The following is a 12,090-nucleotide window of genomic DNA, read 5'->3' as shown; positions in this document are numbered from 1 at the left end:
TCACCTCAACTCCATATGCTTGGCCCGAAGCTGTCCGCAAGCAGCAGCGATATCATGGCCTTGTTCACGACGGATGGTCACATTGACCCCCTTGTCTGCTAACGCACGTTGAAATTTGAAAATATCGTTACGCGATGTGCGAACATATTTCCGTTCCGGTACATGGTTAACCGGAATCAGATTGACGAAGCAGTTCATATCCTTGATGACGTCTGCCAACTCTTCGGCATGCTCAACCTGATCATTCATTCCGCCAATCAACGCGTATTCAAATGTAATACGTCGTCCGGTTTTGGCCTGATAATAGCGAAGCGACTCAATCACGTCATCAAACGGGAAGCGGCGGTTAACCGGCATCAGCTTGGAGCGCAGCTTATCGTTCGGTGCATGAATCGAGATAGCCAGATTAATCTGAGTGTCTTCTTCTGTGAATTTATAGATATTGGGCACAATGCCGCTCGTCGAAACAGTAATATGACGCTGGCCGATATTCAATCCCTTTTCATGGATCATCGTGCGCAGAAACTTCATCGTCGCCTCATAGTTCTCAAACGGTTCGCCTGAGCCCATAATGACGATGCTGCTGACACGCTCGCCCGTTTTATCGAGGATTTTCTGCGCCTGGACCACTTGGGCAACAATTTCGCCGGAGGTCAGGTTTCGCTTCAATCCACCCAGAGTGGACGCACAGAATGTACATCCGATGCGGCAGCCCACCTGTGTCGTAACGCAGATGCTGTTGCCATAGTTATGTTTCATAATAACGGTTTCGATCGCATGGTCATCGTGCAGACCGAACAGGAACTTAACGGTTCCGTCCTTGGATTCCAGCTTGGTGATTTCCGTCAAGGTTACGAAACTGAACTCCTGCTCCAGCTTGGCCCGAAGGTCCTTGGAGAGGTTCGTCATTTCCGCAAAATCGTTCACCCGCTTCACATACAGCCAGTCATAGATCTGGGTTCCGCGAAATGCCGGTTCACCCTTCTCCTGGGCCCATGCTTGAAGTTCTTCCAGTGAATAATCGTATATAAAAGGTTTCATTCTCACCACACCTGTCTATTGTAAAGGATGTTCGAGAAGCATTCTTCTGAACGCTCCCTATATCAATCATATGCATCTCTTTTTTCATTCTTCCTATTCTAACATAAATAAAAGAGACGGTAAAAGAGGAAAACCCGCCAGCATAGGCGGGATACGACTATAGTCATGGCGGCAGCGCCCTTAAGAAGGACGTCGGCCGATTCTTGCAATGAAGAAGCCGTCGCTGTGATAGTCTTGGGGCAGAATCTGGATGCCGCCTCCACGCCGAAGCGATTTCTCACTGAGCCTGCTTAGGGCACCGAGCCCATCTTCAGCGATCGCAAATTCGGGATGGCTGTCCACAAAAGCAGATACCACGCCCTCGTTCTCCAGGGGTTCGATCGTACATGTGCTGTACACCAAAATTCCTCCCGGACGAAGCAAGGTGGAGACCGACTCCAGCAGCCTTAATTGCAGAGCTGCAATCTGCTGGATATCCTCCTGTGATTTTCCCCATTTCAAGTCGGGCTTGCGCCGAATCACGCCAAGTCCCGAGCAGGGGGCGTCAAGCAAAATTCGGTCAAAAGACGCAGGCTCGAAGCGGTCTGCCAAATCCAATGCGTCCCCGGTCACGATGGAAATGCTGTCCAGTCCCAAGCGGCTCGCCTGATCTGATATAAGTTTGCCTTTATGGGAATGAATGTCGTTGGCGATGATCGTACCGTCATCCTTCATCATCTCACCCATATGGGCAGTCTTCCCGCCAGGAGCGGCACAGCAGTCCAGCACCCGCATGCCCGGCTCAGGCTGAACTGCCTCGGCAACCAGCATCGAGCTTTCATCTTGGATCGAGATCATCCCGTCGCGGTACCAATCGGTCAGTGCCATATTCCCGGCACCGCTCACAATGATCCCATAGGGACTGAGCGCTGAAGGAACGGCATCCACGCCCTGACTGCTCATTAACTTCAACATATCCTCACGGCTGATCATCGTACTATTCACCCTCACGCTAACTGCTGGCGGTTCATTGTTGGCCGCACAAATCGCTTCTGCCGTCTCGATCCCATATTGGGAAATCCAGCGTTCCACCAGCCATTCCGGATGAGAATGAAGTAAAGCTATGCGCTTCGCGGCTGAAATATCCTCGGGGATCACCAGGCTGTCCTTCTGACGCAGTATATTTCGAAGCACCCCGTTCACCATACCCGATATCCCTTGATGCCCGCGGCGCTTCGCCAGATTTACGGCCTCGCTGACAACCGCATGATCCGGTATCCGGTCCAGATACATGATCTGATACAAGCTGATTCGAAGCAGAGCTCTTACCCAAGGCTGAAGCTTATGGACTCCTTTATTGACAAACTTGTCCAAAAAAAAATCGATCGTGTTCAGCCTCGCAATCGTGCCATAGATCAGCTCTGTGGCAAGTCCTGCATCGTTTCTGCCAAGCGAAGACTTCTGCAAAGCGGCATTGAGCAGGAGATTGCTGTACGCCCCCTCCTGCTCCACCTGTGTCAATACATTCATCGCCAGTTCTCGCGGAGAATCCTGGCGCCCCTTCGGACTGCGATTACCGCTCACGATAGCACCGTCCCGACCGTCAGGCTCGTCCCGCGCACGAATTGCGCCGCATCCATCGCCTTCTTGCCGCTGGGCTGAACTGTCAGCAGCGTCAGTGTACCGTCACCTGTTCCCACAACAATACCCTTGTCGTCAAGCTTCAGCACAGTTCCAGGCTGCTCATCGTTAGATGATACCTGAACGCTGCCCGGATTAGCCGCTGCCCATACTTTAAACACATCTCCGTTCCACAGCGTAAAACCTCCTGAATACGGAACCAGGCCGCGGATCTGGTTATAAATTTCACGGGAAGTGCGACTCCAGTCAATCTTCTCGTCGTCCCTTGTCAGATTCGGAGCGTATGTCGCCTTCGACTCTTCCTGGGGCTCGGCCTCTACCTTGCCCTGCAAAAGCCGCGGAAGCTCCCGCAGCAGCAGCTCTGCACCCACCGTGCTCAGCTTCTCGAACATGGTTCCAGCCGTATCGTCATCTTGTATGGGAACCTCGGCCTTGGCGATCATATCACCCGTATCGAGCCCCTCAGCCATATACATCAGCGTGATGCCTGTAACGGACTCTCCGTTGATGATGCTTCGCTGAATCGGTGCTCCTCCCCGATAAGCGGGGAGCAGCGAACCGTGCACGTTCAGACAGCCAAGCGCTGGCATATCCAGCACCGATTTGGGCAGAATTTGGCCATAGGCAGCCGTGATGATCAGATCGGGCTTATATTCTGCCAATTCAGCCACGGCTTCCGGGCTCCGCAAGCGCTGAGGCTGCAGAACAGGGATGCCGTGACGTAGAGCCGCTTCCTTGACCGGGGTAGGGGTCAGCACTTTTTTACGTCCCTGCGGACGATCGGGCTGGGTTACGACGGCAGCTATGGAATAACCTTCGGCAAGCAGCATCTCCAAACTGGGTACTGCAAAGGCCGGGGTGCCCATAAATACGATATTCATCGGTTCTCCAGCTCATTTCTCGGCTGTTCCGGGACATATTCATACACCCGGTCAGCGATTTCCGTAAACAGCACCCCGTTCAGATGATCAATTTCATGTTGAAAAGCTCGTGCAAGCAGCCCGGTCCCCGTAACAATAAGTTCATTGCCTTCACGATCCAGCCCCTTCACGGTTACTTTCTCCGCACGACGTACATCCCCGTTCCATCCCGGAATACTCAGGCAGCCCTCAGGTCCGAATTGCTCGCCCTCGCTCTCCAGGATCTCCGGATTGATCATCTTGATCAAACCGTGCTCATCACCAGCATCGATAACAATCAGACGCTTCAGAATGCCAACCTGCGGCGCGGCCAGTCCAACGCCTTCCGCATCGTACATCGTATCGGCCATATCATCCAACAGCTTTTGAACGTTTGGCGTAATTTTGGTAACCTCTTTTGCTTTTTTATGAAGAACCTCATCCGGTTCTTTAACGATTATACGAATCGCCATTTCTACGACACCATCCTTGTGCTTTTCATCATTATATGCTCTATTACATTAACATTTGCGGGTCCACGTCAATACTGATCTGAAGCTTGCTGTCCCGCGCTGAATCCTGAAGCTTCTCGGCAACCGAGCGCACAAGCGAGACAGCATCCATCGTTCCCCGCCATTTTATCATACATTGAAATCTGTATCTATTTTTTAACCGCGGAATAGGAGATGCGACCGGACCCAGTATATCAAGCGCACTTGCATCGAATCGGTCCAGGCTTCCAAACCACCCCCGGCGGTCGGATTCATATTTAATGGTCGCGGCAAAATTCTCGGCCGTTCGTACCAGCAGCGGCAGCTGTTCATGGGACAGTGTCACCAGAATCAGCCTGCAATACGGCGGATAATGAAGCGCCTTGCGGTGCTTCAGCTCATCCTTGACAAAGGATAGATAATCATGGCTGCTTGCATGAATAATGGAATAATGCTCAGGTGTATAGGATTGAATGACCACTTCACCGGGCAGGTGATGACGTCCGGCTCTTCCGGCAACTTGGGTAAGCAACTGGAATGTCTTCTCAGCCGCCCGAAAATCGGGCAGGTTGAGTGCCGAGTCGGCCGTGATAACGCCAACCAGGGTGACATCGGGAAAATCAAGACCCTTGGCGACCATCTGGGTGCCAAGCAGCACATCTCCCTTTTTGTCCCGAAACTGCTTCAGCAGCTTCTCATGAGATCCCTTCTCGGTCGTGGTATCCACATCCATCCGAATGACGCGAATGCCAGGAAACAGCTTGGCCAATTCTTCCTCGACACGCTGCGTGCCCGTACCGAAATAACGGATATGTTCGCTCCCGCAATCCGGACATACCTCCGGCGCCTGTTCGGCATAACCACAATAATGGCAGCGCAGATTGTTCGATTTCTGATGATAGGTCAGCGAGATGTCGCATTCCGGACATCCTGCAACGTATCCACAGCTCCGGCACATCACAAACGTAGAATACCCCCGTCGATTGAGCAGCAATACCGTCTGTTCCCCTCGTTCCAGGCGTGAGGAGATGGCCGTATGCAGGGAGCGACTGAACATGGATCGATTCCCTTCCCGAAGCTCTTCCCGCATGTCCACAACATGGACCTCAGGCAGCTTGTTGCCCAACGCACGGCTTGGCATCTCCAGCAACTGGGGCGCAAAGTCATCCTGAGACTGCGATTTAGCTGCATGATAGCTTTCAAGAGAAGGCGTTGCCGAGCCGAGGATAACGGCTGCGCCGGTCATTGAAGCACGGTGAACCGCGACGTCTCTGGCATGGTACTTTGGTGTTTCTTCCTGCTTGTACGAACTTTCATGCTCTTCATCCATGATAATCAGACCCAGACGATCAAACGGAGCAAATACCGCCGATCGCGCACCCACGACAACCGACGCCCGACCTTCCCTTATTTTGCGCCATTCATCGTAGCGTTCACCGTCCGAAAGCCGGCTGTGCATGACGGCCACCCGGTCGCCAAAGCGGGCTTTGAACCGCTCCACCATTTGAGGCGTGAGCGCGATTTCAGGCACCAGGACAATCGCCTGACGATCCTGATCCATGCAGCGCTGAATGGTCTGCAGATAGATTTCCGTCTTGCCGCTGCCCGTGACTCCGTGCAGGAGAAACACGCCGTGCTCGCGTTCATCGAGCTTGCGCACGATGCTCCGGTACACCGCCTGCTGCTCAAGGGTGAGCGCGAGCGGTTCACTGGGTGTAAAATGGCGCCCTCGATAAGGATCGCGGAACACCTCTATATCTTCAATAGTAATGAGCCCTTTGTCAGCCAATCCCTTCACGGTGCCTGCAGAGACGCCCAGCGTTTGCAGCAGCTCCTTCTGTGATATGGGAAGAAAGTCTTCCATCTCCAATATATATTGGAGAACTTCCTTCTGGCGCTGGGCTTTAGTCGGGAACGAAGCCAGCGAAAGACGGGCTTCCTCGCTCGAAACCGCAAGCTCGACCGCTTTCATCGTTTTTTTCTGCAGCTTGTCCTTAATTTGCTGATGTTCTCTCAGCTTTCCTCGGCCGATCAGCGCTTTAATGGCAGCAGCCGCATCTGGGAACGCTCTGGTTAACTGCTGGAGTGACACTTCACCTCTCTGACCGACAAACCCGAGAATATCCCGCTCCAACTCGCTCTCCGGCAGGATTGCAAATAATCCATCACTTTCATCCATGGAACTCGCTTCTGGATCGCCAAGAGAAATATACCGCTCGGCTTTCCCTTTCAGTGCCGTTGGCAGCATGGATTGCAGCGCAGAGATATAACGACACGCGTAACGCTCCTTCATCCACTCTCCAAGCTCGATCAATTCAGGCGACAGAGGCGGCATCACATCGAGCACTTCCTGAATCGGTTTCATTTTGGCCGTGTCCATCTCCGGGCGGGGATGCAGAGACACCACAAAACCCTGAAGCGTACGATGACCAAACGGCACGCCGACCCGGCTGCCTACCTCGACCCAGGGCCGCAGCTCTTCGGGGATCAGATAATCAAAAGGCCGATCTGTATCCTTGGACGGCACGTCCACAATTACCCGGGCCATTTCCATTATGATGACCTCCCGGATAACCTATCCGCCGCCAGCGTTAACAGCCTTAGGGCTACTTCCTCCTTGGATATCACAGGCAGCTGCAAGACCAGCCCCTCTTTATCAAAAATCTGAACGCTATTCGTGTCCGTACCGAATCCTGCGCCCTCCTGTGTAACATCATTTGCAACGATCAGGTCGCAATTTTTGCGTTTCAGCTTATCTTTGGCGAAATACTCTACCGTATCGGTCTCAGCCGCAAATCCGATTAAAAACTGGGAAGTTTTTTGACGGCCCAGACTCTCCAGTATATCCGTGGTCTTGACAAGCTCCAGCGTCATGGTTTCTCCGCGCTTCTTAATTTTGGACGTGGCTGTCTCCACAGGGCGGTAATCGGCGACGGCCGCTGCCTTAACCACGATATCACTCGTCTCGAACACACGCTGGACTGCTTCGTACATGTCCTGCGCCGAGTTCACTTTTTCCGTCCGAATTCCTTCTGGAGGAGCTTCATCGGTATGAGCGGCAATCAGATGTACATCTGCTCCAAGCTGTTTCGCCGCTTTTGCGACCGCAAACCCCATTTTTCCGGATGAGTCATTGGTTATATACCGCACAGGGTCAATGCGCTCGATGGTGCCGCCTGCTGTGACAACTACCTTTTTGCCATGCAATATGCCTGTAGAGCTGTTTGCCATTTCCTCATTTTGCAGAACGGATGGTGCTGCACCATCCCAAAAAAACCGTTCAACCACATCAACGATGGTTTCAGGCTCCTCCATCCGTCCCTTCCCGACATATCCGCAAGCCAGAAGCCCCTCCCCGGGTTCAATCATGGACACCCCGCGGGAGACCAGCGTCTGCATATTCGCCATAACGGCCGGGTGGGTGTACATATGCACATTCATTGCCGGAGAGATCATGACGGGAGCCGTAGTTGCAAGCAGCGTAGTACTCAGCATATCATCGGCAAGGCCATGGGCCATTTTTCCGATAATATTCGCTGTCGCCGGAGCAATTAAGAACAAGTCTGCGAGATCGGCCAAGTGTATATGCGAGACAACCGATGGGTCTCTTTCGTCAAAGGTATCACTATAAACCGGGTTTTTGGTCAGCGTCTGCAGCGTTAATTCCGGAATGAACTGCTTCGCCGATTCCGTCATAATGACATGCACATCTGCTCCCCTCTGGACAAGCCTGCTGCATAAAGTCGCTGCTTTATACGCGGCAATGCCACCTGTAACGCCAAGCACGATGACTTTTCCGTTCAACATGACAATCCCCCGCTTTCGATTGGTATGAAGACTAAACGATGATATCTTTTCAAAAAAATAACAACCTTACGGTTGTCACATTTTTGCGTGCTAACGCACGCTTATTTAAAATTTTTATTAAAAGTCTAGTCTTGTCCCCGTTCAACCTTCAGGTAATCACCATAGATCTCTTCCAGAGCGACGCCGACAAATTTATGAGACTTCGGATGTTTCAACTCGCTGACTTCTCCTTCACGCAATTGGCGTGCACGGCGGGAGGCCGCAACTACCAAAGAATACTTACTGTCTACTTTGTTCATCATTTCATCAATAGAAGGATATAACATAGTTGAAGCACCTCTTCTTCATATACTTGAAAGTCTGCATGTCTGTTAGCAGACAGCTTACTTTCTCACCTTACAATGTTCGGCTATAATGATAGATTCTATTCTCTCACAAGCGAGATTGATTTCATCATTCACTACAGCATAATCATAATGCTTCAGCAGATTGATTTCGTCAACCGCTACGGACATGCGGTGGTCGATGGTAGCCTGATTCTCCGTACCCCGGCCTTGGATTCGGTCTTTCAATTCATCTAATGACGGCGGCATCAGGAACACAAAGATACCCTCCGGAAATTTCTCCTTGACCTTTAGTGCTCCCTGCACCTCGATCTCAAGAATAATATCCTTGCCGCTGGCTAGTGTCTCCTCTACAAAATCACGAGGGGTCCCGTAATAGTTCCCAACGTATTCCGCATATTCCAGAAGCTGATCGTTCTCAATCATATCCATGAATTGATCGCGGCTTTTGAAAAAATAGTTCACGCCATGCACTTCACCGAGCCGCGGCGAGCGTGTCGTAGCAGACACGGAATACACCAAGGCCGGAATCCGGCTGCGAAGCGCCGTACAGACGGTACCCTTCCCCACTCCGGAAGGACCAGACAATACAATTAATAATCCTCTAGACATAGTACTCCTCATCTTATTCGTCGTTGTCGTCGTCTTTGCTGGACAGACGGTGAGCCACCGTTTCAGGCTGCACAGCCGATAAAATCACATGGTCACTATCGGTAATGATAACAGCCCGTGTCCTTCGGCCATATGTAGCATCAATCAGCATATGACGATCCCTTGCTTCTTGAATGATCCTTTTAATCGGAGCTGATTCAGGGCTCACGATCGAAATGATCCGATTGGCCGATACGATGTTTCCGAAGCCAATATTAATAAGTTTGATTGCCATAGTGCGGTTGCTCCCCCTATACATTTGACTCTTATTTGCCGATGAAGCTGCGGTCATTCCACATTAGCTGCTTGTTCACGAATCTTCTCCAGTTCCGCTTTCATTTCGACAACACGGTTTACCAGAGTCAGATGATTGGCTTTCGATCCAATCGTATTGACTTCCCTGTTCATTTCCTGAATCAGAAAATCCAGTTTGCGGCCGACAGGGCCTTCTTGGTGAAGCAGCCCCCTGCACTGTTCAAAATGACTGCGTAGACGAATCAATTCCTCTTCCACGTTCGAACGTTCCGCAAATAAAGCAACTTCCAATCCGAATATATGTTCATCAACAGCAAGCGATCCGTCATCAAGGGATTCGATCCGCTGCCGCAGACGCTTCCGGTACTCATTGGGCACTTCTGGGGCAAGTTCGGTCATTTCTTGATGAAGCAGCTCTAATCGGCCAAGTCTCTGCTCTATATCCCTAGCTAGGAAAGCTCCTTCCCGACTACGCATTTGCAATAGACCATCCAGCGCTTGTTCAAGACCTTGAAGAAGCGCATCATTCCATATCTTCTGCTGCGCTTCATCCATGGAAAATCCGCTCGGACTAACGAGAACATCTGGCAGCGACAAAATATCCCGCACCGCCAGATCCCCCTTAATTCCGTATGACTTCAAGTCTTCGGCTGCTTGCAAGTATGCCTGAACCATAGCATGGTTCAAAACAGCACTCGTAGACTCGCCGTTGTTTTCCTTGTTAATGTATACATCAATCCGTCCGCGTCCGATTCGGCTCTGCACAGCTTTCCGCAGTGAATCTTCGAAACACGCCCATTCACGTGGCATGCGAATAGCAATCTCACAATACCGGTGATTGACCGATTTCACTTCGAAAGAGATATTGTACCCTTGCAAATCGACTGCGGATTGCCCATATCCGGTCATGCTTAATGACATCGGAATCACATCCATTATACTATTGTAATTGATAATTATTAATGAAACAAGGGGGTCAGGCGGCGGCCTGATTTATCCCAGACATACTCCATTAACTGTACGCTCATTTCATAGAACATGAACGGAGTTATTAAGTATATACCGTTAAAATGCTCTGTTGCAACGTCCAATAATTCCTTGCCGATCTTGACGCCCATCGCCCGGCCGGCTTCGCCTTCAAGCCCGGCCATGCGGCTGCGGACATCATCTGACAGCTGAATGCCCGGCACCTCATTGTGCAAGTATTCAGCATTTCGGCCGCTTGCCAGCGGCATGATGCCGATAAAGATCGGAATATCTAAATGCGCTGTCGCTTCTCTCAGTCTAACCATCAGCTCAGGATCATACACAGGCTGTGTCATCACATAATCCGCACCAGAAGCAATTTTCTTCTCCAACCGCGCAACCGCCTTATCAAGATGCTTCACATTGGGATTGAAAGCAGCGCCGACCACGAACTTGGCTTTTTGCTTAAGCGGCTTGCCGGAAAATGCTATACCTTCGTTCAGCTGTTTGATCATACGAATAATTTCAAATGAAGTCATGTCATATACCGAGCTTGAATCCGGCAGATCACCGAACCGTGCAGGATCCCCCGTCACCGCAAGCACATGATCGATGTCTAGAGCATCAAAGCCCATCATATGCGACTGTGTACCGATCAGGTTTCGGTCACGGCAAGCGATGTGGATCAATGGCCGAAGCCCTGTGCGTGCCTGCACCAAATGTCCTAGTGCCATATTGCTCATACGCGTCACGGCAAGGGAATTATCCGCAAGGGTCAAAGCGTCAGCACCGGCTTTTTTCAAAGCTTCCGCGCCCTTCATGAACTTCCCAATGTCCAAGTCTCTTGGAGGGTCCAGCTCCACAATAACCGTATGACGTTCTTTTACAATATCCACAATCGTGGGTTCGCCACTCCGTTCGTAAAATTGCTCCTCGGCCGTCTCGTGAACCACAATTCGATTGATCTCAGCCTCATCGACGTTTGGCAGCGGCGATGGCGTGTAATTAGACAGTGAAGAGGCAATCTCGGCAATATGTTCTGGTGTCGTCCCGCAGCAGCCGCCAATGATCCGAGCGCCCCGATCCGCAAACTCCAGGGCAGTTTTGCCAAAATACTCAGGACTCGCGCCATACCGTATTTCCCCATCCACATAATCGGCTATACCTGCATTAGGATAAACCGAAGCCGGAAGATTCATAATCCCATTTAAGGTTTCCAAAGCACGCATGATGCCGTTAGGACCCGTCCTGCAGTTAAAACCGATCACATCCGCACCTTCATGACTCAAAATGCGGTACGCATCCGGCATACTGAAGCCATCCAGCGTACGGGCTACGTCCTCTACCGCAAACTGACAGATTACGGGCAAGTCGCTGAGCATCCGGGCCTGCGCCAAAGCCAATTGCATTTCATCCACGTCATAGAATGTTTCGAGCAGGATGCCGTCAACGCCCTCCGATATAAGTTCCGACAACTGCTCCTCAAAGTAACGTTTAAGCTCGCTTGTCGAGATATTGCTTCTTTTTCCAGCCCGAATGGAGCCCACTGCTCCCACAACATATCCTCTGTCACCGGCAGCTTCACGCGCAATTCTCACACCTGCGCGATTAATCTCCCCTACCTTCGTCTCCAAACCGTATTTGGACAGTTTGTCATAATTGGCTGAGAACGTGTTTGTCTCAATGACCTGAGCACCAGCTTCCACATACTGGCGATGAACGTTTCCGATGACCTCCGGTGAGGTTAGATTCAATTCCTCGTATGATATACCTACCGGAAATCCCTTTTGATATAAATAAGTACCCATTGCGCCGTCACCGACCAGTACCTGATTCTCCAACGCCTGTCGAAGGCTCGGTTTCATCGCGTTTCCCCTCCACCCGATGTTTATTTTCAACTAATGTATCATAAAACCTCTCATAAGATAAAGAGACAAAAGGGCTGTCCCAAAAGATCTTAGATCTTGCGGTAGGCCCCCTTCTTGCTGTTAGAAGACGCTCCATGTACGAATCGTT

General features: G+C 51.1%; 11 protein-coding genes. All 11 read right to left on the bottom strand.

Annotation, left to right across the window (positions count from 1 at the left end; all coding sequences use genetic code 11):
- The 11 genes from rlmN to AM231_RS04785 all read right to left on the bottom strand — a co-directional run bounded on the left by rlmN (position 1) and on the right by AM231_RS04785 (position 11,939).
- Complete coding sequence (gene rlmN / locus AM231_RS04835; RefSeq protein WP_053488962.1) at positions 1 to 1,041, bottom strand: dual-specificity RNA methyltransferase RlmN; 1,041 nt, start codon at positions 1,039 to 1,041, stop codon at positions 1 to 3.
- Between the two features lie 180 nt (positions 1,042 to 1,221).
- Complete coding sequence (gene rsmB / locus AM231_RS04830; RefSeq protein WP_082341539.1) at positions 1,222 to 2,604, bottom strand: 16S rRNA (cytosine(967)-C(5))-methyltransferase RsmB; 1,383 nt, start codon at positions 2,602 to 2,604, stop codon at positions 1,222 to 1,224.
- Positions 2,601 to 3,542, bottom strand: coding sequence for a methionyl-tRNA formyltransferase (gene fmt, locus AM231_RS04825; protein ID WP_054401527.1), 942 nt, complete (start codon positions 3,540 to 3,542; stop codon positions 2,601 to 2,603). The genes rsmB and fmt overlap by 4 nt, the downstream gene beginning before the upstream one ends.
- Positions 3,539 to 4,033, bottom strand: a complete 495-nt coding sequence (gene def / locus AM231_RS04820; RefSeq protein WP_053488965.1) for a peptide deformylase — start codon at positions 4,031 to 4,033, stop codon at positions 3,539 to 3,541. The genes fmt and def overlap by 4 nt, the downstream gene beginning before the upstream one ends.
- A gap of 43 nt (positions 4,034 to 4,076) precedes the next feature.
- Entirely contained in the window at positions 4,077 to 6,605 is a 2,529-nt protein-coding gene (gene priA / locus AM231_RS04815; RefSeq protein ID WP_054401526.1) for a primosomal protein N', read from the bottom strand.
- On the bottom strand, positions 6,605 to 7,858 hold the full coding sequence (gene coaBC, locus AM231_RS04810) for a bifunctional phosphopantothenoylcysteine decarboxylase/phosphopantothenate--cysteine ligase CoaBC (RefSeq protein ID WP_054401525.1): 1,254 nt from the start codon (positions 7,856 to 7,858) through the stop codon (positions 6,605 to 6,607). Before coaBC ends, priA begins: the two co-directional genes overlap by 1 nt.
- A gap of 125 nt (positions 7,859 to 7,983) precedes the next feature.
- On the bottom strand, positions 7,984 to 8,184 hold the full coding sequence (gene rpoZ / locus AM231_RS04805) for a DNA-directed RNA polymerase subunit omega (protein ID WP_054401524.1): 201 nt from the start codon (positions 8,182 to 8,184) through the stop codon (positions 7,984 to 7,986).
- Positions 8,185 to 8,241: 57 nt separating this feature from the next.
- Positions 8,242 to 8,814: a guanylate kinase gene (gene gmk, locus AM231_RS04800; RefSeq protein ID WP_053488969.1), complete on the bottom strand. Its 573-nt coding sequence runs from the start codon at positions 8,812 to 8,814 to the stop codon at positions 8,242 to 8,244.
- A 13-nt stretch (positions 8,815 to 8,827) separates the two neighbouring features.
- Positions 8,828 to 9,088 carry an extracellular matrix/biofilm regulator RemA gene (gene remA / locus AM231_RS04795; protein WP_006209218.1) on the bottom strand — a complete coding sequence of 87 codons (261 nt, stop codon included), beginning with the start codon at positions 9,086 to 9,088 and terminating at the stop codon, positions 8,828 to 8,830.
- 53 nt (positions 9,089 to 9,141) lie between these two features.
- Entirely contained in the window at positions 9,142 to 10,029 is an 888-nt protein-coding gene (locus AM231_RS04790) for a YicC/YloC family endoribonuclease (protein ID WP_053488970.1), read from the bottom strand.
- A 38-nt stretch (positions 10,030 to 10,067) separates the two neighbouring features.
- The gene (locus AM231_RS04785) at positions 10,068 to 11,939 is read right to left on the bottom strand and encodes a bifunctional homocysteine S-methyltransferase/methylenetetrahydrofolate reductase (protein ID WP_054401523.1); all 1,872 of its coding nucleotides are present in this window, start codon (positions 11,937 to 11,939) and stop codon (positions 10,068 to 10,070) included.
- Positions 11,940 to 12,090 lie beyond the last annotated feature (151 nt).

It is taken from the genome of Paenibacillus solani (assembly GCF_001277345.1).
In the GTDB taxonomy this organism is placed as follows: Bacteria; Bacillota; Bacilli; order Paenibacillales; family Paenibacillaceae; genus Paenibacillus_AQ; species Paenibacillus_AQ solani.
Note: the sequence above shows the minus strand (reverse complement) of the source record. Positions and strands in the feature narration are given on the sequence as shown.